Source organism: Mycolicibacterium cosmeticum (genome assembly GCF_000613185.1).
GTDB lineage: Bacteria > Actinomycetota > Actinomycetes > Mycobacteriales > Mycobacteriaceae > Mycobacterium > Mycobacterium cosmeticum.
Genome location: NZ_CCBB010000001.1, coordinates 1,871,778 through 1,896,430, shown reverse-complemented (window position 1 = coordinate 1,896,430; position 24,653 = coordinate 1,871,778). Strand labels below are relative to the sequence as shown.

26 protein-coding genes and 1 tRNA gene are annotated in these 24,653 nt (G+C 67.0%); 16 read left to right on the top strand and 11 right to left on the bottom strand.

Translation table 11 applies throughout. The features are described from left to right. Genes BN977_RS09045 through BN977_RS09035 form a run of 3 tightly spaced genes read right to left on the bottom strand, consistent with a single transcriptional unit; the run spans position 1 to position 4,477 of the window. Positions 1 to 1,596: an acyl-CoA carboxylase subunit beta gene (locus tag BN977_RS09045; protein ID WP_024453130.1), complete on the bottom strand. Its 1,596-nt coding sequence runs from the start codon at positions 1,594 to 1,596 to the stop codon at positions 1 to 3. Then, positions 1,593 to 2,774 carry an acyl-CoA dehydrogenase family protein gene (locus tag BN977_RS09040; RefSeq protein WP_227456280.1) on the bottom strand — a complete coding sequence of 394 codons (1,182 nt, stop codon included), beginning with the start codon at positions 2,772 to 2,774 and terminating at the stop codon, positions 1,593 to 1,595. The genes BN977_RS09045 and BN977_RS09040 overlap by 4 nt, the downstream gene beginning before the upstream one ends. Continuing rightward, the gene (locus BN977_RS09035) at positions 2,771 to 4,477 is read right to left on the bottom strand and encodes an acyclic terpene utilization AtuA family protein (protein WP_036398763.1); all 1,707 of its coding nucleotides are present in this window, start codon (positions 4,475 to 4,477) and stop codon (positions 2,771 to 2,773) included. The genes BN977_RS09040 and BN977_RS09035 overlap by 4 nt, the downstream gene beginning before the upstream one ends. A gap of 212 nt (positions 4,478 to 4,689) precedes the next feature. Here BN977_RS09035 and rpmF point away from each other — a divergent pair, with 212 nt between their 5' ends. The 7 genes from rpmF (at position 4,690) to BN977_RS09000 (ending at position 11,185) form a co-directional block, all read left to right on the top strand. Next, complete coding sequence (rpmF, locus tag BN977_RS09030) at positions 4,690 to 4,863, top strand: 50S ribosomal protein L32 (protein ID WP_024453127.1); 174 nt, start codon at positions 4,690 to 4,692, stop codon at positions 4,861 to 4,863. 62 nt (positions 4,864 to 4,925) lie between these two features. After that, positions 4,926 to 5,612: a response regulator transcription factor gene (locus BN977_RS09025; protein ID WP_036398761.1), complete on the top strand. Its 687-nt coding sequence runs from the start codon at positions 4,926 to 4,928 to the stop codon at positions 5,610 to 5,612. Positions 5,613 to 5,686: 74 nt separating this feature from the next. Then, on the top strand, positions 5,687 to 7,111 hold the full coding sequence (locus BN977_RS09020; protein ID WP_234709599.1) for a HAMP domain-containing sensor histidine kinase: 1,425 nt from the start codon (positions 5,687 to 5,689) through the stop codon (positions 7,109 to 7,111). 171 nt (positions 7,112 to 7,282) lie between these two features. Next, positions 7,283 to 8,614, top strand: coding sequence for a S1C family serine protease (locus BN977_RS09015; RefSeq protein ID WP_036397230.1), 1,332 nt, complete (start codon positions 7,283 to 7,285; stop codon positions 8,612 to 8,614). 68 nt (positions 8,615 to 8,682) lie between these two features. Further along, complete coding sequence (locus BN977_RS09010) at positions 8,683 to 9,177, top strand: MogA/MoaB family molybdenum cofactor biosynthesis protein (protein ID WP_024453123.1); 495 nt, start codon at positions 8,683 to 8,685, stop codon at positions 9,175 to 9,177. A gap of 668 nt (positions 9,178 to 9,845) precedes the next feature. Further along, the gene (locus BN977_RS09005) at positions 9,846 to 10,469 is read left to right on the top strand and encodes a porin MspA (RefSeq protein ID WP_036397228.1); all 624 of its coding nucleotides are present in this window, start codon (positions 9,846 to 9,848) and stop codon (positions 10,467 to 10,469) included. A 92-nt stretch (positions 10,470 to 10,561) separates the two neighbouring features. Further along, a complete protein-coding gene (locus BN977_RS09000) occupies positions 10,562 to 11,185 on the top strand; it encodes a porin MspA (protein ID WP_036397228.1) in 624 nt (207 codons plus the stop codon). A gap of 63 nt (positions 11,186 to 11,248) precedes the next feature. Here the strand turns inward: BN977_RS09000 and mscL are convergent, their stop codons facing one another. From mscL to BN977_RS08980, 4 genes are all read right to left on the bottom strand, one after another. Further along, on the bottom strand, positions 11,249 to 11,644 hold the full coding sequence (gene mscL / locus BN977_RS08995; RefSeq protein WP_024455971.1) for a large-conductance mechanosensitive channel protein MscL: 396 nt from the start codon (positions 11,642 to 11,644) through the stop codon (positions 11,249 to 11,251). A gap of 70 nt (positions 11,645 to 11,714) precedes the next feature. Next, complete coding sequence (locus tag BN977_RS08990) at positions 11,715 to 12,374, bottom strand: SAF domain-containing protein (protein ID WP_036397226.1); 660 nt, start codon at positions 12,372 to 12,374, stop codon at positions 11,715 to 11,717. Between the two features lie 61 nt (positions 12,375 to 12,435). After that, positions 12,436 to 12,756 (bottom strand): FmdB family zinc ribbon protein, encoded by a 321-nt coding sequence (locus BN977_RS08985; RefSeq protein WP_036397223.1) that lies wholly within the window; start codon positions 12,754 to 12,756, stop codon positions 12,436 to 12,438. Between the two features lie 72 nt (positions 12,757 to 12,828). Next, positions 12,829 to 13,398: a 5-formyltetrahydrofolate cyclo-ligase gene (locus tag BN977_RS08980; protein WP_036397221.1), complete on the bottom strand. Its 570-nt coding sequence runs from the start codon at positions 13,396 to 13,398 to the stop codon at positions 12,829 to 12,831. 62 nt (positions 13,399 to 13,460) lie between these two features. On the opposite strand from BN977_RS08980, the gene BN977_RS08975 reads away from it, so the two are divergent. From BN977_RS08975 to BN977_RS08945, 7 genes are all read left to right on the top strand, one after another. Then, entirely contained in the window at positions 13,461 to 14,372 is a 912-nt protein-coding gene (locus BN977_RS08975; RefSeq protein WP_024454525.1) for a UTP--glucose-1-phosphate uridylyltransferase, read from the top strand. 40 nt (positions 14,373 to 14,412) lie between these two features. Continuing rightward, positions 14,413 to 15,657, top strand: coding sequence for a molybdotransferase-like divisome protein Glp (gene glp, locus BN977_RS08970; RefSeq protein ID WP_036397220.1), 1,245 nt, complete (start codon positions 14,413 to 14,415; stop codon positions 15,655 to 15,657). A gap of 4 nt (positions 15,658 to 15,661) precedes the next feature. Beyond that, positions 15,662 to 16,315: a GNAT family N-acetyltransferase gene (locus tag BN977_RS08965; protein WP_036397219.1), complete on the top strand. Its 654-nt coding sequence runs from the start codon at positions 15,662 to 15,664 to the stop codon at positions 16,313 to 16,315. A 210-nt stretch (positions 16,316 to 16,525) separates the two neighbouring features. Then, positions 16,526 to 17,596, top strand: coding sequence for a divisome protein SepX/GlpR (sepX, locus tag BN977_RS08960; protein ID WP_036397218.1), 1,071 nt, complete (start codon positions 16,526 to 16,528; stop codon positions 17,594 to 17,596). A 74-nt stretch (positions 17,597 to 17,670) separates the two neighbouring features. Continuing rightward, positions 17,671 to 17,743, top strand: a tRNA-Ala gene (locus BN977_RS08955). Between the two features lie 180 nt (positions 17,744 to 17,923). After that, the gene (locus tag BN977_RS08950; RefSeq protein WP_234709530.1) at positions 17,924 to 18,535 is read left to right on the top strand and encodes a class I SAM-dependent DNA methyltransferase; all 612 of its coding nucleotides are present in this window, start codon (positions 17,924 to 17,926) and stop codon (positions 18,533 to 18,535) included. A gap of 100 nt (positions 18,536 to 18,635) precedes the next feature. Then, complete coding sequence (locus tag BN977_RS08945) at positions 18,636 to 19,361, top strand: polysaccharide deacetylase family protein (RefSeq protein WP_036397216.1); 726 nt, start codon at positions 18,636 to 18,638, stop codon at positions 19,359 to 19,361. A 130-nt stretch (positions 19,362 to 19,491) separates the two neighbouring features. Here the strand turns inward: BN977_RS08945 and BN977_RS08940 are convergent, their stop codons facing one another. Further along, positions 19,492 to 20,310: an LLM class F420-dependent oxidoreductase gene (locus BN977_RS08940; RefSeq protein ID WP_036397215.1), complete on the bottom strand. Its 819-nt coding sequence runs from the start codon at positions 20,308 to 20,310 to the stop codon at positions 19,492 to 19,494. A 167-nt stretch (positions 20,311 to 20,477) separates the two neighbouring features. Between BN977_RS08940 and BN977_RS08935 the strand changes: the two genes are divergently transcribed. Next, positions 20,478 to 21,392 (top strand): LysR family transcriptional regulator, encoded by a 915-nt coding sequence (locus BN977_RS08935; RefSeq protein ID WP_036397213.1) that lies wholly within the window; start codon positions 20,478 to 20,480, stop codon positions 21,390 to 21,392. Positions 21,393 to 21,583: 191 nt separating this feature from the next. Further along, positions 21,584 to 22,180, top strand: a complete 597-nt coding sequence (locus BN977_RS08930; protein ID WP_036397212.1) for a hypothetical protein — start codon at positions 21,584 to 21,586, stop codon at positions 22,178 to 22,180. A gap of 153 nt (positions 22,181 to 22,333) precedes the next feature. Here the strand turns inward: BN977_RS08930 and BN977_RS08925 are convergent, their stop codons facing one another. The 3 genes from BN977_RS08925 to phoU all read right to left on the bottom strand — a co-directional run bounded on the left by BN977_RS08925 (position 22,334) and on the right by phoU (position 24,621). Next, positions 22,334 to 22,807, bottom strand: coding sequence for a MerR family transcriptional regulator (locus tag BN977_RS08925; RefSeq protein WP_036397211.1), 474 nt, complete (start codon positions 22,805 to 22,807; stop codon positions 22,334 to 22,336). Positions 22,808 to 22,815: 8 nt separating this feature from the next. Then, a complete protein-coding gene (locus BN977_RS08920; RefSeq protein ID WP_036397209.1) occupies positions 22,816 to 23,688 on the bottom strand; it encodes an SDR family oxidoreductase in 873 nt (290 codons plus the stop codon). 285 nt (positions 23,689 to 23,973) lie between these two features. Beyond that, positions 23,974 to 24,621 carry a phosphate signaling complex protein PhoU gene (gene phoU / locus BN977_RS08915; RefSeq protein ID WP_036398757.1) on the bottom strand — a complete coding sequence of 216 codons (648 nt, stop codon included), beginning with the start codon at positions 24,619 to 24,621 and terminating at the stop codon, positions 23,974 to 23,976. Positions 24,622 to 24,653: the final 32 nt, after the last annotated feature.

The window sequence follows — 24,653 nt, the reverse complement described above, 5'->3', positions numbered from 1 at the left end:
TCACATCCTGAAGACGCCGAAATTCGACGTCCCCTCGATCGGGCCGCTGGCGATGGCGGACAGGCACATTCCGAGCACGGTGCGGGTGTCCCGCGGGTCGATCACCCCGTCGTCGTAGAGCCGCCCGGACAGGAAGGCCGGCAGGGACTCGGCCTCGATCTGCGCCTCGACGGCGGCCCGTAGGGCGGCGTCGGCGTCCTCGTCGACGGTTTGTCCGCGCGCCTCGGCGGCGGCGCGGCTGACGATCGAGAGCACGCCGGCCAACTGGGTGCCACCCATCACCGCCGATTTGGCGCTGGGCCAGGCGAACAGGAAGCGCGGGTCGTAGGCGCGACCGCACATGCCGTAGTGGCCGGCGCCGTAGGACGCCCCGATCAGCAGCGAGATGTGTGGCACGGTGGAGTTGGACACGGCGTTGATCATCATCGAGCCGTGCTTGATCATCCCGCCCTCTTCGTACTGCTTACCCACCATGTAGCCGGTGGTGTTGTGCAGGAACAGAAGTGGTGTGTCGGACCGGTTGGCCAACTGGATGAACTGGGTGGCCTTCTGTGACTCCTCGCTGAATAGCACGCCCCTGGCGTTGGCCAGGATGCCGACCGGATATCCGTACAGCCGCGCCCAACCGGTCACCAGCGACGACCCGTACAGCGGCTTGAACTCGTCGAAATCGGAGTCGTCGACGATGCGGGCGATCACGTCGCGCGGGTCGAACGGGATCCGCAGATCGGCGCCGACGAGTCCGATCAGTTCCTCGGCGTCGAACCTCGGTTCCAGCACGGGGGCGGGGGAGGGGCCCTGCTTGCGCCAGTTCAACCGAGCCACGATGCGCCGGCCGATCCGGATGGCGTCGAGCTCGTCGGCGGCCAGGTAGTCGCCCAGACCCGAGGTGCGGGCGTGCATCTCGGCGCCGCCGAGGGATTCGTCATCGGATTCCTCACCGGTGGCCATCTTCACCAGCGGCGGGCCGGCCAGGAACACCTTGGAGCGTTCCTTGATCATCACGACGTGGTCGGACATGCCGGGCACGTATGCCCCGCCCGCGGTCGAGTTGCCGAAAACCAGTGCGATGGTGGGAATCCCGGCCGCCGACAACCGGGTGAGATCCCGGAACATCTGGCCGCCCGGGATGAAGATCTCCTTCTGGGTGGGCAGATCCGCACCGCCGGATTCCACCAGCGAGATCACCGGCAACCGGTTCTGCATGGCGATCTGGTTGGCCCGCAGGATCTTCTTCAGCGTCCACGGATTGCTGGTGCCGCCCTTGACGGTCGGATCGTTCGCCACGATCAGGCATTCGACGCCGGAGACGGCGCCGATACCGGTGACCACGCTGGCGCCGACCGTGAAATCGGTGCCCCAGGCCGCCAGTGGGCTGAGCTCCAGGAACGGGGCGTCGGGGTCGAGCAGCAGTTCGACGCGTTCGCGCGCGGTCAGCTTGCCGCGGGCATGGTGGCGGTCGACGTATTTGGGGCCGCCGCCGGCCAGGGCCTTGGCGTGCTCGGCATCCAGTTCGGCGAGTTTGGCCGTCATCGCCTGGGCCGCTTCGGTGTACGCCGACGAGCGAGGGTCGAGGGTGGATCTCAAGGTGGTCATGACTGGTATCCCAAGGTCTTGGCGGCCAGTGAGGTGAGGATTTCGGTGGTCCCGCCGCCGATGCCGAGGATGCGCATATCGCGGTATTGGCGCTCGACTTCGGATTCGGCCATATAACCCATGCCGCCGAACAATTGGACGGCCTGGTTGGCCACCCACTCGCCGGCCTCCACCGCGGTGTTCTTGGCGAAACACACCTCGGTGATCAGGTTGGAATCCCCCAAGCCCGATGTCGCCGCCGGGGCGGCTCCGGCCAACTGCCGCTCCACCACGTGGTGGGTGTACACCCGCGCCACGTCGACCCGGCGGGCCATCTCGGCCAGCGTGTTCTGCACGGCCTGCCGGGTGATCAGCGGGCGCCCGAACGTCTCGCGGTTGCGGCACCAGTCGACGGTGAGGTCCAGGCACCGCTGCGCGCTCGAATACGCCTGGGCGGCAAGGCCCACCCGCTCGGAGACGAACGCGCCGGCGATCTGCAGGAAGCCGGTGTTCTCCATCCCGACCAGATTCTCCACCGGCACCCGGACGTCGGTGTAGGACAGCTCGGCGGTGTCACTGGACCGCCAGCCCATCTTGTCCAATTTGCGGCTGACCTCGAAACCGGGCGTGCCCCTGTCGACCACGAGGAGGGACACGCCGGCCGCGCCGGGTCCGCCCGTGCGCACCGCGGTCACCACGTAGTCGGCGCGCACTCCCGAGGTGATGTAGGTCTTGGCGCCGTTGACCACGTAGTGGTCGCCATCCCGCACCGCGCGCGTGGTCAGGTGGCCGACGTCGGAGCCGCCGCCCGGTTCGGTGATCGCCAGCGAGCCGATCAGGTCACCGCGCAGCGTGGGGCGCACGTAGGTGTCGATCAGGCGCCGATCCCCGGAGGCGATCATGTGCGGCACCGCGATGCCGCAGGTGAACAGGGACGCGAACACGCCACCGGGGGATCCGGCCTGGTGCATCTCCTCGCAGATGACGACGGCGTCGGCGCCGTCACCGCCGCCACCACCCACCGATTCGGGCATCCCGGCGCCGAGCAGCCCGGCGGCGCCGGCCTTGCGGTGCAGTTCGCGCGGGATCTCACCGTTGCGTTCCCACTCGTCGGCGAAGGGGAGCACATCGCGTTCGGCGAACGCGCGCACCGATTTTCGGAGCGCTTCGCGTTCGGGAGTGTGCCAGATGTCGGTCACAGCAACCTTTCCGGGATATCGAGATATCGGGACCGCAGCCATTCGCCGAGTCCCTTGGCCTGCGGGTCGAAGCGGGCCTGGTAGGCCACCCCCTCGCCGAGGATGCCCTCGATCACGAAGTTGACCGCCCGCAGATTCGGCAGCAGGTGCCGGGTCACCGGCAGGTCGGCAGTCTCGGGGAGGAGCTCGCGCACCTTAGCCACGGTCAACGTGTGTGCCAGCCAAGCCCATTCGTCTTGGGTACGCACCCAGACGCCCACGTTGGCCGATCCGCCCTTGTCGCCGCTACGGGCCCCGGCGATGCGGCCCAGCGGGGCGCGCACCACCGGCCCGGCCTCCGGTGCGGGCGGCAGCGCGGGGTCGGCCACCGGAGCCAGCTCGAGGGTGTCAGTGGCCGCGGCGATCTCGACCCGACGGCCGTCGGCGTGCACCGCGACGTGCGGCACCAGCTCGGCATCCACCCGGCCGGGCTTGAACACCCCGTACACCTGGCCGTCACCCGGCGGTGCGGTGGAGGTGAAACCGGGATAGCTGGCCAACGCGAGTTCGACTGCGGCCGAGGAGAACTGACGTCCCACCTTGGCGGGGTCGGGATCGCGCACGACACAGTGCAGCAGTGCACTGGCGGTTTCTTCGGTATCGGCGTCGGGATGGTCGGTGCGGGCCAATGTCCATTCCAGCTCGGCGGGCCGCACGGTGAGACTGCTCTCCAACTGACGGCGCAGCAGCTCGGCCTTGGCCTCGATGTCCAGGCCGGTGAGCACGAAGGACGTAGCGTTGCGGAAACCGCCGATGCTGTTGAGCGACACCTTCAGCGTGGGTGGCGGCGCCTCGCCGCGCACGCCGTGCACCCGTACCCGGTCCGGCCCGTCGGCCGACAGCGACACGCTGTCCATCCGCAAGGTGACGTCCGGGTTGGCATAGCGCGCCCCGGTGATCTCGTAGAGCAGCTGCGCGGTGACCGTCCCGGTGCTCACCGATCCGCCGGTACCGGCGTGCTTGGTGATCACCGACGACCCGTCGGCCGCGATCTCGGCCAGCGGGAATCCCGGCCGGGTCAGATCGGGTAGCTCGGTGAAGAAGGAGTAGTTGCCGCCGGTGGCCTGCGTGCCACATTCGATGATGTGGCCGGCGGCGACGGCACCGGCCAGTGCGTCGTAGTCGGTGCGCGACCAGCCGTGGTGGGCGGCCGCCGGTCCGACGATCACCGACGCGTCGGTGACCCGACCGGTCACCACGACGTCGGCGCCGGCGTTCAGGCAGTCGACGATGCCCCAGGCGCCCAGGTAGGCGTTGGCCGCCAGCACGCTTCCGAATCCGAGTTCGTCGGCGCGGGCCACCAGGTCGTCGCCCTCGACATGGGCCACGTTGACCGTCAGGCCCAGCCGATCGGCGAGCTCGCGCACCGCACCGGCCAGCGCGACGGGGTTGAGTCCGCCGGCATTGGCCACGATCTTCACGCCCCGATCGAGCGCGATGCCCAGGCACTCTTCGAGCTGGCGCAGGAAGGTCTTGGCGTAGCCCAGGGCCGGATTCTTGGCCCGGTCGCGGGCCAGGATGAGCATCGTGAGTTCGGCGAGGTAGTCGCCGGTCAGGTAATCCAGTTCACCGCCGGTGAGCATCTCTCGCATCGCGGCGAAGCGATCACCGTAGAAGCCCGAACAATTGCCGATCCGAACCGCATCACCGGCCGCAGACGCCACGCATTCTCCCTTGAACCGGGCGGGATGCGGGCGCATCCCAACCAACCGGTAGGTTATCGGGTACCGCAGGTCTCGAGTCAAGGGGTGGGTCGCGCCTGCTGGCTCGTTTTGGAGCCGACGCGGCTCACCGGCTATCCTCAAGTGCAATTGTCGCCGCTGAGGTTCCGCGCGACTTTGGCTTTTCCAGAACCAGACACAAGGAGATGCACGTCATGGCCGTGCCCAAGCGGAGAATGTCGCGCTCGAACACCCGTAGCCGGCGTGCGCAGTGGAAGACCGAGGCCACCGGCCTGGTCAACGTCAACGTGGCCGGTCAGCAGCACAAGGTGCCCCGGCGCCTGCTCAAGGCTGCCCGCCTCGGCCTGGTTGACCTCGACCGCAAGTAGCTCGGCACCGCCCGCGGCGCGCCTCTCAGGTCGCTCTCAGACACGCGGGTGACACTGTGCCGGTGCGCATTCTTGTCGTTGATGACGATCGCGCGGTGCGCGAGTCGCTGCGCCGGTCGCTCTCCTTCAACGGGTACTCGGTCGAACTGGCCCAGGACGGTGTCGAGGCACTGGATCTGATCGCCAGTGACCGTCCGGACGCCTTGGTCCTGGACGTCATGATGCCGAGGCTCGATGGCCTGGAGGTCTGCCGGCACCTTCGCAGTACCGGTGACGATCTGCCGATCCTGGTGCTGACCGCCCGTGACTCGGTGTCCGAACGGGTGGCCGGGCTGGACGCCGGCGCCGACGATTACCTGCCCAAGCCCTTCGCCCTCGAAGAACTGCTGGCGCGGATGCGCGCGCTGCTGCGCCGCCGGGTGCCCGAGGACACCAGCGAATCCCGGGCCCTGACCTTCTCCGACCTCAGCCTGGATCCGGTGACCCGTGAGGTCACCCGCGGCGAGCGGTCCATCAGCCTGACCCGCACCGAGTTCGCGCTGCTGGAGATGCTCATCGCGAACCCGCGCCGGGTGCTGACCCGCAGCCGCATCCTCGAGGAGGTGTGGGGTTTCGACTTCCCGACGTCGGGCAACGCCCTCGAGGTGTATGTCGGTTATCTGCGCCGCAAGACCGAGGCCGAAGGAGAACCGCGGCTGATCCACACCGTGCGCGGGGTGGGTTACGTGCTGCGTGAGACCCCACCCTGATGTCCGTGAAACTGCCCTACCGCCGCTACACCACGGTGCGCAACGTCAGTTCGGTATCGCTGCGCTGGCGGGTGATGCTGCTGGCGATGTCGATGGTGGCCATGGTGGTGGTGCTGATGGCCGTCGCCGTGTACGTCGTGGTGTCCCGGTCGGTGTTCGCAGACATCGACAACCAGCTGCACAGCCGGGCCCGGCTACTCATCGAGAGCGGCTCGCTGGCCGCCGACCCCGGAAAGGCCATCGAAGGCACCGCCTACTCCGACGTGAACGCCATGCTGGTCAGCCCGGGCCGGTACATCTACACCGCCAACCAGGAGGGGCAGACCCTGCCGCTGGGGGCGCCGGAGAAAGCGGTGGTGCAGGGTGACCTGCTGATGTCGTTGCGGACCGCCAACAACCAGCGGGTGCTGGCCGTGCATCTGGCCGACGGCAACTCCCTGCTGATCTCCAAGAGCCTGGCGCCGACGCTGGCACTGCTCAAACGGCTCGGCACCATCCTGGCCATCGTCGGCGGTGCGGGGATGGCGGTGGCCGCCATCTCCGGGGGCATGGTGGCCCGCGCCGGCCTGCGCCCGGTGGGCCGGCTGACCCAGGCCGCCGAACGGGTGGCGCGCACCGACGACCTGCGCCCGATCCCGGTGGTGGGCACCGACGAATTGGCCCGGCTCACCGAGGCCTTCAACATGATGCTGCGCGCGCTGGCCGAATCCCGGGAGCGCCAGGCCAGGTTGGTCACCGACGCCGGTCACGAACTGCGCACCCCGCTGACGTCGCTGCGCACCAACGTCGAACTGCTGATGGCCTCCATGGCCCCGGGGGCACCCCGGCTGCCCGATGACGAGATGACCGGGCTGCAGGCCGATGTGATTGCCCAGATCGGTGAATTGTCAACCCTGGTAGGCGATTTGGTGGATCTGAGTCGCGACGACGCCGGCGTGGTGATCCACGAGACGGTGGACATCTCCGATGTGGTGGATCGCTCCCTGGAGCGAGTTCGCCGGCGCCGCAGCGATATCGAGTTCGACGCCGACGTGATCTCGTGGCAGGTCTACGGTGACGCCGCGGGGCTGTCCCGCGCCGTGCTCAATCTGCTGGACAACGCGGCCAAATGGAGCCCGCCGGGCGGCCGGGTGTCGGTGCGGCTGCAGCAACGCGACGCCGTACACGCCGAACTGGTGGTCGCCGACCATGGACCGGGCATCCCGCCGGAGGAGCGTGAGCTGGTCTTCGAGCGCTTCTACCGGTCCACCTCGGCACGCGCGATGCCGGGATCGGGCCTGGGTCTGGCGATCGTCAAACAGGTGGTGCTCAAACACGGCGGCACGATCCGCGTCGAGGAGACCGTGCCGGGCGGGCAACCTCCGGGCACCTCGATCCGCATCATGCTGCCCGGCCGGCGGGCGTTGCCCGAGGCCCCCGCCGTCACCGGCGATGTTCCGGTTGCGACACGCACGATCAATTCGGTGGACGGCGCGGTGGCCGGCGCGGACAATAATTGACGTTCGGCTGGGGGTGTAGCGCCGCATCGGGGTGTGATCTGTGACGCGTGAGGATTTCCTCGCGCCGTCCACGACGTTCTCTAAGTGGATTCTCAGCCCGACTGGGCACTGTGGACGTGACGGACGCGTTGACCAGGTAACAGCACCACGACAGAGAGAGCGCGGAGCCACATGACCAACCACCCCAGGTACACGCCCCCGCAGCGGCCCGGCGGGTACGAGCCGGGGTCCGGATACTCCGCCACGCACGGTGTCCCGCAGTCCGGTTATCAGCACTCCCAGCAGCCGTACGACTGGCGTTACGCGCAGCAGCCGCGGCAGCAGCATCCCGTCGGACCGCAGTACGACCCCTACCGGCCGGCCGGGGCGGCCGCCCCGCGTCAGCAAAAGCGTTCGCGCACAGGGGCATTGGTTGCCGGTGCGGTTGCCATCGCCGTGGTGTCCGCCGGTGTCGGCGGCGGGGTGGCCGTCCTGGCCCAGCCCGACCGCACCACGACCACCACCTCCTTCGGCGGCGCCGCCCCGAGCGTGCCGGCCGCCAGCCTGCCGGTCGGTTCGGTCGAGCAGGTCGCGGCCAAGGTGGTGCCCAGCGTGGTCAAGCTGGAGACCGATATGGGCCGGGCGTCCGAGGAAGGCTCCGGGATCATCCTCAGCAGTGACGGACTGATCCTCACCAACAACCACGTCGTGGCCGCCGCCGCGCCGGGCGCCCCCGGCTCTCCCGGCGCCCCGGCCGGCGCCGCGCAGACCAAGGTGACGTTCGCCGACGGCCGGACCACCACCTTCAGCATCGTCGGCACCGACCCCAGCAGCGATATCGCGGTGGTGCGGGCCCAGGGCGTGTCCGGGCTGACCCCGATCACCCTGGGTTCGTCGGAGAACCTGCGGGTGGGACAGGACGTGGTGGCCGTCGGGTCCCCGCTGGGTCTGGAGGGCACGGTCACCACCGGCATCGTCAGCGCGCTGAACCGCCCGGTGGCGGCCGGCGGTGACGCCAGGAACCAGAACACCGTGCTGGACGCCATCCAGACCGACGCCGCCATCAACCCGGGTAACTCCGGCGGCGCGCTGGTCAACATGAACGGCGAGCTGGTGGGCGTGAACTCCGCCATCGCGACCCTCGGTGGTGACTCCGGGCAGTCGCAGAGCGGGTCCATCGGGCTGGGCTTCGCCATCCCGGTGGACCAGGCCAAGCGGATCGCCGACGAGTTGGTGCAGAACGGCACCGCGACGCATGCCTCACTCGGGGTGCAGGTCGGCAACGACGCCGGCGTCGACGGCGCCAAGATCGTGGAGGTGACCGCCGGCGGGGCCGCCGCGACGGCGGGCCTGCCCAGCGGCGTCGTGGTGACCAAGGTGAACGACCGGGTGATCAGCAGCGCCGACGCGCTGGTGGCCGCCGTCCGTTCGAAGGCGCCGGGCACCAAGATCACCCTGACCTATCTGGATCCGTCCGGGAAACCGGCCACCCTGGACGTCACCTTGGGGAAGGCGGCCCAGTGACCCGCACACGTGGCCGCGCCAGGCTGTCGGCTGCTCCGTTGTCCCCTGCCGGATATACGGTGGCACTCATGGAACAACCTGGGGCGTTGGTAGGGCGTGCACTCGTCGTCGTCGTCGATGACCGGACTGCACACGGGGAAGAAGACCACAGTGGGCCGTTGGTCACCGAACTGCTCGGTGAGGCCGGATTCCTGGTCGACGGCGTGGTGGTGGTCGCCGCCGACGAGGTGGAGATCCGCAACGCGCTCAACACCGCGGTGATCGGCGGGGTCGATCTGGTGATCTCGGTCGGCGGCACCGGGGTGAGCCCCCGTGACGTCACCCCCGAGGCCACCGTCGACATCCTGGACCGTGAACTTCTCGGCATCTCCGAAGCGCTGCGGGCGTCGGGTCTGTCCGCGGGCATCATCGACGCGGGCGTCTCCCGGGGATTGGCCGGCATCTCCGGCAGCACCCTGGTGGTCAACATCGCCGGTTCCCGCGCGGCCGTGCGCGACGGCATGGCCACCCTGGGACCGCTCGCCGGCCAGATCATCGGCCAGCTCTCGAGCCTTGACATTTAGCGGCGCTTGTCCGGTTGGAAATATGCTCGTTCGTGCACGTGAGGGAAGAAAACGCAGGCCCGCTGCGTTACAGCCGCGTGAACGGGTTACCCGAGCAGAATGTGATCTTCGTCACACATGAAGGGCGATGTGAGCGGGCCCTCCAGGCCATCGAGAGATGTAGTTAACGCCATCTTCGGCGACGAGCTGCCCAGCACCACGCGGGACGAGCGGGCCGATGATTTGCCGGCGGAGGCCTCCGAGCGTGATCGCTGGCTCCGCGACAACGTGCCGCCACACCACGGCTGAGCTGTGATTTCGTTCCGATCGGCCAGAATCTCTTTGATTCCGGTTGGAAACTCCGTCCGATTCGACGGACGAGGCAAATCCGCTGTCGCCTCGGTGTTGCGCCTGTGGTGCGCCTGATCGTTGCTGGATTCGCACCCCTCAGCAAACTTCCGGAACGGGCCGCTGCGGTGTCGGATGTCGGCACGCACGCGTTGCCGGGTGGATGCCTCCCCGTTATGTTCCTCGTGTCAACGATGAGCAAAGAGTAAGAGCAACATGTGGGCTTTCTAATTTGGTCCACATGAAGGTCTTGCAAGGTGTGAGGTTTGGGCTAGGGCCGGGACACACATCGACACATACGGTGAACACGCCAGAACACCGTCGGCACAGCTAGGGAGAACATGAAGGCATTCAGTCGGGTGCTGCTTGCGATGGTCGCGGCAATTGCTGCGCTCTTCGTCGGTACGGGCACTTCTCACGCAGGTCTGGACAACGAGCTGAGCCTCGTGGACGGCAAGGACCGGACCCTGACCATTCAGCAGTGGGATACGTTCCTCAATGGCGTGTTCCCGTTGGACCGCAACCGGCTGACCCGTGAGTGGTTCCATTCGGGTAAGGCCAAGTACATCGTGTCGGGCCCGGGTGCTGATGAGTTCGAGGGCACGCTGGAGCTGGGTTACCAGATCGGCTTCCCCTGGTCGCTGGGTGTGGGTATCAACTTCAGCTACACCACGCCGAACATCCTGCTCGACGATGCGACGCCGGCCAACCCGCTGCAGGTGATCACCCCGAACCTGTTCCCGGGTGCGTCGATCAGCGCTGACCTGGGTAACGGCCCGGGCATCCAGGAGGTTGCGACCTTCTCGACCGATGTGTCGGGTGCCAATGGTGCGGTCGCGGTGTCCAACGCGCACGGCACGGTGACCGGTGCTGCCGGTGGTGTGCTGCTGCGTCCGTTCGCTCGGTTGATCGCCAAGGAGGGTGACTCGGTCACCACCTACGGCGAGCCCTGGAACATGAACTGACGTTTCGGCGATAAACGGCGCGGGGGTGCCGTCTGGGCTTCGGCCCGGGCGGCACCACCTGCGTATTAGGCCACCACACACTAGGGAGAACCATGAAGGCATTCAGTCGGGTGCTGCTTGCGATGGTCGCGGCGATTGCTGCGCTCTTCGTCGGTACGGGCACTTCTCACGCAGGTCTGGACAACGAGCTGAGCCTCGTGGACGGCAAGGACCGGACCCTGACCATTCAGCAGTGGGATACGTTCCTCAATGGCGTGTTCCCGTTGGACCGCAACCGGCTGACCCGTGAGTGGTTCCATTCGGGTAAGGCCAAGTACATCGTGTCGGGTCCGGGTGCTGATGAGTTCGAGGGCACGCTGGAGCTGGGTTACCAGATCGGCTTCCCCTGGTCGCTGGGTGTGGGTATCAACTTCAGCTACACCACGCCGAACATCCTGCTCGACGATGCGACGCCGGCCAACCCGCTTCAGGTGATCACCCCGAACCTGTTCCCGGGTGCGTCGATCAGCGCTGACCTGGGTAACGGCCCGGGCATCCAGGAGGTTGCGACCTTCTCGACCGATGTGTCGGGTGCCAATGGTGCGGTCGCGGTGTCCAACGCGCACGGCACGGTGACCGGTGCTGCCGGTGGTGTGCTGCTGCGTCCGTTCGCTCGGTTGATCGCCAAGGAGGGTGACTCGGTCACCACCTACGGCGAGCCCTGGAATATGAACTAGTACATGAACTGACTCGTTCCCACGAGAGCAGCCCCCGGCCGGAACCGGGGGCTGCTGTCGTGTTCACGCCTTGTCGAGCGGATTGCCTTCGCTGCGTCCGGCCAGCAGGTCGCGAATCTCGGTCAGCAGCACCACTTCGGCGTCGGCGACTTCTTCCTTCTCTTTGCGGAACTTGCTGTACGGCAGCACGATCAGGAAGTAGACGACCCCCGCGACGAGGACGAAGTTGATGGCGGCCGACAGCAACACATTCAGATCGATGGTCTGCCCGCCCCCGATGCCGATCCGCAGGATGCCGTAGTCGGAATCGCTGCCGGCGCCGATCCGGTTGATCAACGGCTGGATGATGCTGTCGGTGAATTTGGTGACCAGCGCGGTGAACGCGGTGCCGATGACGACGGCAACCGAGAGATCGATGATGTTGCCGCGCAACAGGAACTCTTTGAAACCTTTGAGCATGCGGGGACCCTTCCAGCAGTTCGACGGTATCGACCCCGCAAACCTTACCGAGCCGGGGTGGCGGCCGTCCTCAGTGAAATGTGACCGTGATCTGCCTGGTCAGTGCCGTCCCGGCGACGATGTTGGCGGCCGCGCGGGGCAACGCCACCAGCACCACCCGGTCCGCACCGCCGGCCGAACCGGAGGTGGGCGGCGACACCAGGGTCACGACCGCGTCGGTGGCGATCACCTCGGGCCGGGTGTCTGGGCCCGCGGCGGTGCTGCCGCCGGCCAGCACGTCCACCACATCGCCGGGCCGGATGAGGTCCACCAACGCATCGTCGGCGAGGTGCAGGGAGACGATCCTGGCGTCCGGTCCCGCGGTGGCTTCGGTGAGGCGGGGTCCCAGCAGACGCACATCGGTGAGCACCTCGCCGCGACGGGCGGGTCCGGCCAGCGTGGCGTCCACTGCGGCCGCGATGTCGCTGTGCGCACCGTCGGGAATGGTTGCCGCCACACGCTTTTCGATCTGTACGTCGGCCTGCGTGAGGGCAATGCCGGGTGCCAGGTCGCGGGCCGCGACCAGGACGGGCCGCACGGCGGTCTCCGGGTCGGGCCGCAGCGCCGCGGCGGCGGCCAGCAACACCAGCAGACCCGCCGCGACCCGGCGGGCGGCCACGGTCCGGGTCCAGCTGGGCCGTAGGCCATGCCGCAGCCGCGACCACGGCGCAGGATTCAGTGATTCCCCCACGGCCTCACGCTAAGGCCGGTGGTGCGGTGGGGGACAGCCCGCGCGACGCGCCTGTGGATAACTAGCTGGACGCGGCGGCGGCCGGAGCCGAGCTGCTCGAGCTGGACGACGCGCTGCTCGACGACGAGTCCGATGAGGACGACGACGAGCTCGAGCCGCTGTCGCTCTTGCTCGACGAACCGGTGGTGCTGCTGGACTTCGACGAGTCGCGGCTGTCGGTGCGGTAGAAGCCGCTGCCCTTGAACACCACGCCCACCTTGCCGAAGAGCTTGCGCAGGCGCCCGGAGCACTTGGGGCACGTGGTCAGCGCGTCATCGCTGAAGGCCTGCACGGCATCGAACCGGTTGTCGCATGCGGTGCACGCATAAGAATAGGTAGGCACGAAAACCTCCGAGACAGTCAAACTTTCTAGCACTCTACCGGCCCAAGTGCTAGAACCGCTACGTGGGGCAGGTCATTCCCGTCCCACCAGCGCCACGATGCCCCGACCGGGGGTCAGCGCATGCGTCATCGGCACATCGTGCGGCTCCACCGGTAGCTCGTCGAGCACTTCGTCGTCACGCACCACCGCGATCAACCGGGCAGCCGGATCGGCCAGCGGCAGGGCCCGATCGTAGAAACCGGCGCCGCGTCCCAGCCGCACCCCGCGCCGGTCGACCGCCAGTGCGGGCACCAGCACCACCGACGCCGCCCCGATCGCCTCGGGCTCCTGCCACGGTGGCGCCGGTTCGCGCAGGCCGAACGGCGCGGCGACCAACCGGCCGGGCGCGTACGCGCCCCACCGCATCGGCTGCCCCGCCCTGGCGACCGGCAGCAGCACCCGCACCCCGGCCGCGTCGAGTGCGTCGAGCAGCGCGAGCGAGCCGGGTTCGGACCCCACCGGCACGTAGCCGCACACGGTGTCACCCGAACGAAGGACAGCGCACAGATGGGTTTGCAGGGCGGTGGCCTCCGCGCGCCGGACCTGCGCCGGCACCGCGCGCCGAGCGGCGAGAATGCGTTCTCGCAGCACCGGTTTTGTCATGATTGCCACGATTGCGCCGCTACCCCTTCGCCTAGGTACTGGCTGGTATTAGTGTGTCAACGATGACACAGGCACAGGTACCGATCCCGAGGACGGCGGTCGTTCCCGCAGCCGGTCTGGGGACACGATTTCTCCCGGCCACCAAGACGGTTCCCAAGGAACTCCTGCCGGTGGTGGACACCCCGGGTATCGAGCTGGTGGCCGCCGAGGCGGCCGAGGCCGGTGGCGAACGACTGATCATCGTCACCTCCGAGGGCAAGGACGGCGTCGTCGCGCACTTCGTCGAGGACCTGATCCTCGAGGGCACGCTGGAAGCCCGCGGCAAGCACACCATGCTGGAGAAGGTGCGCCGCGCGCCCGCCCTGATCAAGGTCGAATCGGTGGTCCAGGCCGAGCCGCTCGGACTCGGACACGCCGTCGGCTGCGTCGAGGAGAAGCTGCTCGACGACGAGGACGCCATCGCCGTGCTGCTGCCCGACGATCTGGTGCTGCCCACCGGCGTGCTGGAAACCATGTCGAAGGTGCGTGCCAAGCGCGGCGGCACGGTGCTGTGCGCGATCGAGGTACCCGAGGACGAGATCAGTGCCTACGGCGTCTTCGACGTCGAGGTGGTTCCGGACGCGGCCAACCCGAACGTGCTCAAGGTCAAGGGCATGGTGGAGAAGCCGAAGAAGGAGGACGCCCCATCGCTGTTCGCGGCGGCCGGGCGCTATGTGCTGGACCGGGCCATCTTCGACGCGCTGCGCCGGGTCGACCGCGGCGTGGGTGGCGAGATTCAGTTGACCGACGCCATCGCGCTGCTGATCGAGGAGGGCCACCCGGTGCATGTGGTGGTGCACCGCGGGTCCCGACACGACTTGGGAAATCCCGGCGGCTACCTCAAGGCTGCGGTTGACTTTGCGTTGGAACGCGACGACTACGGACCAGAGCTGCGGCGGTGGTTGGTCGAGCGATTGGGCCTGGCCGAGAAATAACGACTGCGCGGCCGGTCTGCGGACAGGAGAAAGGCGTGCGGTGCGTTCGGTTGAGGAGCAGCAGGCTCGAGTAGCGGCTGCCGCGGTGGCACCACGTCCGGTGCGGGTGGCGATCGCCGAATCGCAGGGCCTGATGTGCGCCGAAGAGGTGGTCACCGAGCGACCGCTGCCGGGTTTCGATCAGGCCGCCATCGACGGCTACGCCGTCCGCAGCGTCGACGTGGCCACCGTCGGGGGCGATGAAGGCGGCGGTGAGGTGAGCCTGCCGGTGGTCGGGCATGTCGATGCCGGCGCCCGGACGCCGAGTCGGCTGCAGCCGCGGCAGGCCGCCCGCGTGCAAACCGGTGCGCCGATGCCGACCCTGGCCGACGCGGTGCTGCCGCTGCGCTGGACTGACGGCGGCCAGTCCCGGGTGCGGGTGCTGCGCGGGGTCCGCTCCGGTGCCTACGTGCGCCGCACCGGTGACGATGTGCAGCCCGGTGACGTGGCCGTGCGGGCCGGCACGATCATCGGCGCCGCGCAGGTCGGTCTGCTCGCCGCCGTCGGCCGGGACCGGGTGCTGGTGCATCCGCGGCCGCGGATGTCGGTGCTGTCGGTGGGTGGGGAACTCGTCGACGTCTCGCGGACGCCGGGCAACGGGCAGGTCTATGACGTCAACTCCTATGCGCTGGCCGCCGCGGGCCGCGATGCCGGTGCCGAGGTGAACCGGGTCGGGATCGTCAACGGTGACCCGGCGGAGCTGCGCGAGGTCGTCGAGGGCCAGATCAGCCGCTCCGAGGTGGTGGTGATCGCCGGCGCGGTCGGCGGGGCGGCCGCCGAGGCAGTCCGTTCCGTGCTCTCCGAGCTGGGGGAGATGGAGGTCGTGCGGGTCGCGATGCACCCCGGCTCGGTGCAGGGGTTCGGTCAGCTGGGTCGCGACGGGGTTCCGGTGTTCCTGCTGCCGGCCAACCCGGTGAGCGCACTGGTGGTTTTCGAGGTGATGGTCCGCCCGCTGATCCGGATGTCGCTGGGTAAACGGCAGCCGATGCGCCGGGTGATCCAGGCCAGGACCTTGTCGCCGATCAGCTCGGTGGCCGGGCGCAAGGGGTACCTGCGCGGGCAGCTGATGCGCGATCAGGACACCGGCGAATATCTGGTGCAGGCCCTCGGCGGCGCGCCCGGTGCGTCGTCGCATCTGCTGGCCACTCTCGCCGAGGCGAACTGTCTGGTGATCGTGCCCAGCGACGCCGAGCAGATCCGCACCGGCGAGGTGGTCGACGTCGCTTTCCTTGCGCAGCGCGGCTGATCGCGTGAACCGCTGGCGTACGAGTGCGGTCCATCCGGGATGGCCGTTGCCCGCCGGACCCATCCGGGTGCCGGCCGGGATGGTGGGGTTACGGCCGATCCGGCTGCGCGACGGTGCCCAATGGAGCAGACTGCGGCTCGCCGACCAGGCCCACCTGGAGCCGTGGGAACCCAGCGCCGACGTGAGCTGGGAAGTGCGCCATGCCATTTCGTCGTGGCCCGCGGTGTGTTCGGGACTGCGGGGCGAGGCGCGCAAGGGGCGCATGCTGCCGTATGTCATCGAACTCGACGGCCAGTTCGCCGGGCAGATCACCATCGGGAACGTCACCCACGGCGCGCTGCGGTCGGCATGGATCGGGTATTGGGTGGCCAAGCAGTTCACCGGCTCCGGGGTGGCCACCGCGGCCCTGGCACTGGGGCTGGACCACGCGTTCGGTCCGGTGATGTTGCACCGGGTGGAGGCCACCGTGCGCCCGGAGAATCAGGCCAGCCGCGCGGTGCTGGCCAAGGCCGGCTTCCGGGAAGAGGGCCTGCTGCAGCGCTACCTCGACGTCGACGGCGCCTGGCGCGACCATCTGTTGGTGGCGATCACCATCGAGGAAGTGCAGGGCTCGGTGGCCGCGCAGTTGGTGCGCAGCGGCCGCGCCAGCTGGACCTGACCCCCGTCCCGCCCAATTGATCAAACGGGCGGGAAAGTGCGAGTGCGTTTCGGTATTTCGTCGATCTCGGCGGTGTCCGATGTGGCGAATGTGACTCGTGTGACTGGTGGTGCTTGTACTCGATGAATTACAGGTGTGTAATTGTCTCGGCGCGCCGTGGACGGATGCGCTGGTCACAGACCTAGCCTGAAGGGGAAAGGAGCAGGCGTCATGCCAAGCATCCCCCAATCTCTGTTGTGGATCTCCCTCGTCGTGCTCTGGCTGTTCGTGCTGGTGCCGATGTTGGTGAGCAAACGCGACACCGTCCGCCGCACCAGCGATGTCGCCCTCGCGACCCGGGTGCTCAACACGAGCCGCAACACGCGGCTGCGCCGGCGCACCCGTCCGGCCAGCGGGCACCAGAGCGATCCGGACTGGCAGCCGGCCGAGGACGAGTACGTCGGCGACCTCGACGACGCCGACCACGACGGTGCCGAGCCGCGGGTGCGCCGCGCCGTGGTGCTGGCCGAGGCGGTGCAGGAAAGCTCCGAACCGGACTACCTCGACGTGGACATCGTCGAAGAGGATTCCGGTGCGCTGCCGATCGGCGAGTCGTTCGGGCGGGAACAGCCCCAATCCGAGGAATTGTCCTTGGATTTCGGCGATGCGAACCTCGAACCCGAGACCGAACCGGTGGCCCAGCAGACGGCCGAGGACGCCGAGCCCGACCGTCCCGAAGCGGTGGCCGGCACCGAAGACGAGCCGGCCGATCTCACCGACGGCACCGAGGACGACTACGAGTACGTCGACGACTCGTCGGGCCTGGAGCCCGAGGCCGAGTCGGAAGCCGCCGGGGCGCGGTCCTTCGCGGCCGCGCGGCGCGACCGCTTCGAGTCCAAGACCGCCCAGGCGGTCAGCGCCCGCAAGTACACCTTCCGCAAGCGCGTGTTGTCGGTGATGGCGGTGCTGCTGATGGTGACCGCGGTCCTGCCCTTCCTCCTGGGGCCGGGCATGTGGTGGGCGTGCGGATCCGTCGCCGCGGTGACCGTGCTGTATTTGGCCTACCTACGCCGTCAGACCCGCATCGAGGAGCAGCTGCGGCGTCGGCGTGCGCACCGGATGATGCGGTCGCGGCTGGGCGTGGAGAACACCGGGGACCCCGAGTACGACGTGGTGCCCTCGCGGTTGCGGCGCCCCGGTGCGGCCGTCTTGGAGATCGACGACGAGGATCCCATCTTCGAGCATCTGGAGTACACCTCGGCCGCGCGCAGCTGGGATCTCCCGCGCGCGGCGGGGCAATGACGCTGCCCGGGACCGCGTCCTAGCGGCCGGTTTCGGCCGTCGCCGGTGTTACTGGTAACCTGCTACCGGCACAAGGGGCTATAGCGCAGTTGGTAGCGCGTCTCGTTCGCATCGAGAAGGTCAGGGGTTCGATTCCCCTTAGCTCCACTCTTTCGGCACCTAGGGTCGCACGATCGAAACCTTGCCGCCGTTGGCAGGGCTTTCGCTTCGGCGATGCCGAATCGCACAACTGAGGTGAGCAGATCGCCAGTAGGGGCAGCGCGGGTTCATCGTGCGCCGCGGCGACTCCGCTACTACGCGGCGCAACATCGCAATACTGGAGATGTGGTGGACGAGCATCCCGACGCCGATCGCGTCATCGCGTTGTATGACCGTCATGCCGAGAGCTGGTTGCGCGACCGCGGTGACCGGCTGGTCGAACGCGCGTGGCTGGATCAGTTTGTTGCGGCCCTGCCTGGTCAGCGTCGCGCCGTCCTGGATGTGGGGTGCGGAACGGCGGTGCCCATTGGCGCGTACCTGATCCAACAGGGGTGTCAGGTCCACGGCGTCGACGGGTCGAGCGCGATGATCGAGCTGAGCTCATCGCGTTTCCCGGAGCACCGATGGGAGGTGGCCGATATGCGCGCGCTGGCTCTGGGCCGTCGATTTGATGGAATCATCGCCTGGGACAGTCTATTTCACCTCTCCCAGCATCATCAGCGGCGCATGTTCCAGATTTTCGCCCGACATGCGGCCCCCGGTGCAGTGCTCCTGTTCAATAGTGGTCCATCGGCCGGCGAACAGATCGGCAGCTATCAAAGCGACCCCCTCTACCACGCCAGCCTCAGCCCTTCCGAATACCGCGCACTACTCGGCGACAACGGCTTCGACGTCGTTGCTCACGTCGTCACGGACCCCACGTGCGGGCAACGAACCATCTGGCTCGCGCAAGCGACGTAGTTGAACGAGTGCAAGTGGAGGCGTGGCGAACCTCCCGCCCTCATCGTCTGCGATTCGCAATCAAGATCAGGTTGTCGTTGTTCTGGTAGACACGGATCTCGTGCGGAAATGGGCTATCGGAACGTCTCTCGCGCTGGTGGTGCTGCTCGCCGTTACTTTCGCCGGCTACACCTTGTCCAAATCGCGGACCTTTCAACTGGCCGGTCAGATCGTCAACCGGGTGGACACTTCCGACAAGGTGGTGGCACTGACTTTTGACGACGGCCCCACTGAGTGGACGCCGGAAGTTCTCGACATGCTGACCACGGCCGATATCCCGGCGACGTTCTACCTCAACGGTGCCGATCTGGACCGGCGCCCCGACCAAGGTGCAGCGATTGCGCGTGCGGGTCACGAGATCGGCAATCACACCTACACCCACCGCCGAATGATGTTCGTTTCGGATGAGACCGTCGCCGACGAGATCGAGCGCACTGACGAAGCCATCGCGCGAACGGGTTATCGCGGTCCGGTGACGTTTCGGCCGCCGTACGGCAAGAAACTGTGGGCACTTCCGCATTACCTCGCCGAACACGGACGGACCACGATCACATGGGATCTGGAACCAGATTCGGCCGGCACTCCGAACACCGACCAGATCGTGCAGGACACCGTAGAAAATGTCCGCCCCGGCTCGATCATCCTGCTGCACGTCATGCTGGAAAGCCGCGCAGCATCACGCGCCGCGGTCCCGCAGATCATCGACCGGTTGCAGTCCGATGGCTACCGATTTGTCACCGTCAGCGAACTGCTCACCCGACGCACAGCCGGTGCATCAGTCGCGTGAATCCGGTCCATTCGCCTTGGGGCAGAATGCGATTGATCTCGGTTCTCCAGATCTGAGACTCGACTACCTGGCATCGAAGAGTGACCTTTCGTCACTCGACGCGTGATGCGCAGCCGCTGTTGCGCAGTACTCATTGTTGCGCTTTACGCCAGGCCAGCATCTCAGTGAGGACTGAGAAGTCGTAGCCCTCGTCTGTCGGATGGATTTCGGTGGTGAAGATGGTTACGCCCGCGCGACGGAAGGTCTCAGCGCTTTGGGCACCGTGCCAGCGCACGGAGCGTTCGATGGCCCTGCCGTCGCGGCCTGCTTCGGCGGCGAGGTCATCGACCCGAGCGGTGGCGTCGCGGAATTCCTCGATCGTTTGCAGGTTGGTGTGCCAGATGTCTGCATGGCGGGCAACTGCGGGAAGGGCACGTTTGGGGCCGGCCCCGCCGATCAGAATTGGGATCTTGCGCAGCGGGGGAGGTTTGAGGATCGGTAGTCGCGCCGCTATGCGGTCCAGTCCGGCGTCGAACTGGTCGAACCGCGATTTCAGGGTGCCGAAGTCGTATCCGTAGGTGGTGTAGTCCTTTTCATACCAGCCGGCGCCCAGGCCCAGGATCAGTCGGCCTCCGCTGATGTGGTCAACGGTGCGCGCCATATCGGCAAGCAGGTCGGGGTTTCGGTACCCGATCCCGGTGACCAGCGTGCCGATCTCAGGGCGCTTGGTGATTTCGCCCCAGGTGGCCAGAGCTGTCCAACCTTCGAAGTTGTTCACATCGGGTTGGTCCTCGGTGAGGATGGGCAGCCCGCCGGTGACACCGCTGGCAGCCGGGGCATGAAAGTGGTCGTAGCCGAAGATGATGTCGACACCCAGATCCTCGGCACGGATTACCGCGCTGCGCCAGCTCTGGTAGTCCGGCGCCCCGCCGGGCCACAGTTGCACTCCGATGCGTAGTCGGCGACTCATGTGTTGTCCCATCGTGTTTGGTTGTGATGTCGGCAAGACCATTGACCGAACCGGCGCCTAGCCGGCGCTGTGTGTCACCACGGTAGGAATGGATGGACATAGAAGCAAATAGTGGCAACGTATACTTCACATAGCCATCTCCTATGTCACAGTAAAGGCGGATTCGAATGAACCTGCGCCAATTCGAATACGCCCTGGCTGTCGCCGAAGAAGGCTCTATGACAGCGGCGGCAGAGCGCCTGCGGGTCGCCCAACCCTCTCTGTCGCAACAGATCGGCGCCCTGGAGAAGCACCTCGGGGTCCAGCTATTCACCCGTACCCCAAACGGTGCCACGGCGACGGTAGCCGGGCGGGCTTTCCTAGCAGAGGCGAAGATCGCGACGACCGCATCCCGGCGGGCGATCACGGCCGCCCGCGCCGCCAACGAGGAACTGGCCGGCGAACTCATCATCGCGGTCCACATGGGCCTGGGAGCGCGCCAGCTGCCCGAGGCATTGGGGCAGCTACGCCGTCGCCACCCCAAGCTGCAGGTAACGCTCTACGAGGAGCCCGATCCCGCGGATATGGAACGACTGGCGCGCCAGGGCACCCTCGACATGGTCCTTGTACACCGCATCCCCGCCGGATGCACCTTCGATGTACACCGGCTGGGCGAGGAAACCTATGTCGCCGTCGTGCCGAAGGGGCACCCGCTCCACTCGGACGGCGCTGTGCGCCTGGAAGATTTGGCCGCAGAGGGCTGGATTCGATTCCGGGGCGCCAGCCTGCTCGACGACTACCTCGCCCGCTTGTTCGCCGGCGCCGGCCTGAGCCCGCACACGGTAGCCCGAGCGTCACAGATCTCCACCGCGGTGCGCCTCGTGGCGCAAGGGCTGGGCGTCACGGTCGTCCCGGCCTCGGCCATCCCCGAAGGTTTCGAAGACCTGGCTTGCCCGCTGGTACCCTCCCTGACCGAGCCCGTCCTCGTCGGCGTGCGACGCAATCCCGGTTCAGCAGAGACCGCCATGCTCGACCATCTCAACCAGCAGAACTGGTCCAGCACAGAGCTCCTCCGTGAGCTCGCATCTGTCCGAGATCGCTAGTCGATTCATCATGTGAGACAACATCTGAGCCATCTTCATTCTCTAGATCTGCGACAGCTCGGTACGGCCTACCCGCTGCGGACGAGTGTGAACGTTCCGCCGTTGGCGCAACGACCGCAGGTGCTTGCCTACGGTGATTGGCGACTGGAAAAGAGGTTGGAGCTGCGTCGCTGGAGACCGAAACTCAGTTGATGTCGACGGCCGTGATGTTCTCGCTGATTGCTGCGGCTCTGACGGCGGTGTGCTCCGTCCCGCAGTTTCACCGAGCGCTGCGGCAGACCGCAGGCCTGTCGTTATCAGCGTGGTTGCAGAGCTTCGCGTTGGGTCTGATCTGGGCGGGCTACGGACTCGCGACCCAGCAGTGGGTCTTGTTGATCAGTGAAGGAGCGTTCGCCTGCGGCAGCTTGGCGGTCGTCTCGCGGTTGCTTGCCTGGCGCCGAACCGCGATGTGCACCGTTGTCTGCACCCTCTTGGTGGCGGGCGCTTTCGCCGTGTTCGGGCCGGGTCCCTGCTTGGTGGCCGCATCGTTGGCATCGGTGATAACGCGCGTTGCGCAGATCTGGGGCGTGCTCAGGTCGAGAACGGCCGCCGGTGTGTCGATTTTGACGTGGTTGGTGTTGGCCACGGCGAACTTTGCGTGGGCTGCCGCCGGCCTGTGCAGCTCCGACAATTTCTTCGTTTGGTCGGCGGCCATCGGGGGCCTGGCGTCGCTCGCCGTGATCGCGACCTGCGTGGGAGTTGGCCGTGAACCCAGTTCGCTCGAGCAAACCGCGTCTGGTGGCGCATGACACGAATGTCTTTGCCTTGCACTTCAACCAAGGAAAGTTGTGGTCGGGCTGTGTACGGCCGTTGGTGTAGGTTGCGTCGAGCAGAGTGGTGTACGAGTCGGACCGAACATCCATACGGTCCACCGTAAGGCGCTCGTTCAGAGATCGATGTCCTTAGCAGAGCTCGCCGGTGCTTCCGCCGTAGGTGGTGATTTTGTATTCGGTAGCGGCCAGGGAGAGTGTGAGTTCGCGGATTTGGCGGCGGATGGTGTCGCGGTGTTCGAGCAGCATGTCCAGGCGTTCGGGTACCGTCTGATCGCCGCTATCGACCAGTGAAATGTAATGCTGAAGATCACGAATAGCCATACCCGACAACCGCATTCGAGTCAGAAAAACGAGTCTGCGTACCGCCTCGGGTGAATAGCTGCGGTGACCGTTGCTGTCGCGGTCGACCTCGACCAGTCCGGCGCGTTCGTAGTACCGCAGGGTGTGCACCGAGATATCGAGGAGTTCGGCGACGGCCGCGATGGTCATCGGCTCGCGCAGATCACTGGTGTCGGTAAGGCGGTGGATGACTTCAATTGACATCGGGCCATCGATCTCGTCGAGCGAGGCGAGTGCTCGGCTCATCAGCTCATCACTGGACATACTTGATGCTAGATCGGGCGAGCGGACGGGGTGCTGTCGGCGTAATCGGCGCTGCCGGCCAGTAGGGCCCATTGGTTGACCTCGTCGAGACCGCGCTGATAGGTGGCGGTGAGTCGCTCAACTGCTTCAGCACCCAGCGGTAGTCGCAGGGGCACAACCTCGGCGTGGGCGAAGGACACGATGATCTCCGCGGCCTTGGCGGGGTCACCTTCCTGGACGCCATCGGCGCCGGCCATGTCGGCGCGGACGTCGTGCAGGATGTCGCGATAGGTGGTCGAGATCTCGGTGAAGTCGAGCACGCCGGCGGCGTTGAATGCGGTACGGAAGCGGCTTGGTTCGACCAGCATCACGCGGATCCCGAACGGCGCCACTTCGCCTGCCAGGGCCTCCGACCAGCCCTCCAACGCGAACTTCGATGCCGAGTACGTCGAGACGCCGGGAAACGACATCCGGCCGCCTTGGCTGCTCATCTGCACGATCGTCCCGCTGCGCTGGGCCCGCATGACGGGCAACGCTGCTCGGACCAACGCCGCAGGACCGAACAGATGCAATTCCATCAGATCGCGCAGCTGAGCATCGGTGACTTCCTCGGCTGCGCCAACCACGGCACGCCCGGCGTTGTTCACCAAGACGTCGACCCGGCCGAACCGCTGCACCGCCAAACCGATCAGGCCCGCGGCCTCGTCGGTGTTTCGGACGTCGAACCGGACACACGCAAGGCGATCATCGTGGACAGACGCCAGATCGGTCATATCGTCGGGATTGCGCACTGCGGCAACGACACTGTCGCCCGCGAGTAGAGCTGCCTGCGTGAGCGCGCGCCCCAACCCCTTCGAGGCGCCGGTGATAATCCATGTCTGTGATGCTGATGGTTCGGTCATGACCGTGACGCTAGGAGTTCGAGCGCGCTCAAACGCAACACGAAGACGGGCCGGGGTGCAACGGGTGCCAGATCTACCTAGGGACCGCGGTTGACCGAAGTGCGTCGGCGGAGGCTGAGTGGGTGAGCACAGTCACGAGATCGTCATGGACAACGATCATTATCGGGCGCGTGGGTCTGCCGTACACGCTTGATCAATGCCTGACCTGCATAGACGTCGGATTCGATCGGCGGTATCAGGGTTCGACAGTTCTCCCCTCAGGCCCACCAGAATTTCCGGGTCAGCTCACCCCTCCGGGGTCTCCCCGGTGACCTGGAAGATCACCCGCCGCCCGATCTCCACGGCGTGGTCGGCGAACCGCTCGTAGAACCGGCCCAGCAGGGTGATGTCCACCGCGCTGGCCACACCGTGGTCCCACTCCCGGTCCATCAGCACCGTGAACAGATGCTTGTGCAGCTGATCCATGGCTTCGTCGTCGCGGCTGATCTGGGCCGCCTTCTCCGGATCGCGGGACAACACCACCTCTTGCGCGCATGCGCTGAGTTCGACTGCGATGCGGCCCATTTCGGCGAAGTAGCCGTCCACCTCCTCGGGTACGGCGTGCTCCGGGTGCCGGCGGCGCGCGATCTTGGCCACGTGCAGTGCCAGGCCGCCCATCCGTTCGGAGTCGGCGACGCTCTGCATCGACCCGACGACCAATCGCAGGTCACTGGCGACCGGTGCCTGCAGCGCGAGCAGGATGAACGCCGCTTCCTCCGCCTGGGTGCGCAGCGCCGCCAGGTGTTCGTGGTCGCTGATCACCTGCTCGGCGGTGACCAGATCGGCCTGCAGGAGGGCTTGGGTGGCCCGCTCCATGGCCGCACCGGCCAGTCCGCACATGTCGCTGAGCGTCTGGGTGAGCCCGTCGAGCTGCTCCTGGAATCCGGTGCGCATCGTCACACGATAGATGCTGGTCGCGCCGGAAG

Excerpts from the sequence above, each read along its gene's own strand:
- BN977_RS08930 (WP_036397212.1), top strand. The coding sequence starts at position 21,584 with ATGTCGACGGCCGTGATGTTCTCGCTGATTGCTGCGGCTCTGACGGCG.
- rpmF (WP_024453127.1), top strand. The coding sequence starts at position 4,690 with ATGGCCGTGCCCAAGCGGAGAATGTCGCGCTCGAACACCCGTAGCCGG.
- BN977_RS09020 (WP_234709599.1), top strand. The coding sequence starts at position 5,687 with ATGCTGCTGGCGATGTCGATGGTGGCCATGGTGGTGGTGCTGATGGCC.
- BN977_RS09015 (WP_036397230.1), top strand. The coding sequence starts at position 7,283 with ATGACCAACCACCCCAGGTACACGCCCCCGCAGCGGCCCGGCGGGTAC.
- sepX (WP_036397218.1), top strand. The coding sequence starts at position 16,526 with ATGCCAAGCATCCCCCAATCTCTGTTGTGGATCTCCCTCGTCGTGCTC.
- BN977_RS08940 (WP_036397215.1), bottom strand. The coding sequence starts at position 20,310 with ATGAGTCGCCGACTACGCATCGGAGTGCAACTGTGGCCCGGCGGGGCG.
- phoU (WP_036398757.1), bottom strand. The coding sequence starts at position 24,621 with ATGCGCACCGGATTCCAGGAGCAGCTCGACGGGCTCACCCAGACGCTC.
- BN977_RS09010 (WP_024453123.1), top strand. The coding sequence starts at position 8,683 with ATGGAACAACCTGGGGCGTTGGTAGGGCGTGCACTCGTCGTCGTCGTC.
- BN977_RS09005 (WP_036397228.1), top strand. The coding sequence starts at position 9,846 with ATGAAGGCATTCAGTCGGGTGCTGCTTGCGATGGTCGCGGCAATTGCT.
- BN977_RS09000 (WP_036397228.1), top strand. The coding sequence starts at position 10,562 with ATGAAGGCATTCAGTCGGGTGCTGCTTGCGATGGTCGCGGCGATTGCT.
- BN977_RS08980 (WP_036397221.1), bottom strand. The coding sequence starts at position 13,398 with ATGACAAAACCGGTGCTGCGAGAACGCATTCTCGCCGCTCGGCGCGCG.
- BN977_RS08935 (WP_036397213.1), top strand. The coding sequence starts at position 20,478 with ATGAACCTGCGCCAATTCGAATACGCCCTGGCTGTCGCCGAAGAAGGC.
- BN977_RS08975 (WP_024454525.1), top strand. The coding sequence starts at position 13,461 with ATGACACAGGCACAGGTACCGATCCCGAGGACGGCGGTCGTTCCCGCA.
- BN977_RS09045 (WP_024453130.1), bottom strand. The coding sequence starts at position 1,596 with ATGACCACCTTGAGATCCACCCTCGACCCTCGCTCGTCGGCGTACACC.
- BN977_RS08925 (WP_036397211.1), bottom strand. The coding sequence starts at position 22,807 with ATGTCCAGTGATGAGCTGATGAGCCGAGCACTCGCCTCGCTCGACGAG.
- mscL (WP_024455971.1), bottom strand. The coding sequence starts at position 11,644 with ATGCTCAAAGGTTTCAAAGAGTTCCTGTTGCGCGGCAACATCATCGAT.
- BN977_RS08920 (WP_036397209.1), bottom strand. The coding sequence starts at position 23,688 with ATGACCGAACCATCAGCATCACAGACATGGATTATCACCGGCGCCTCG.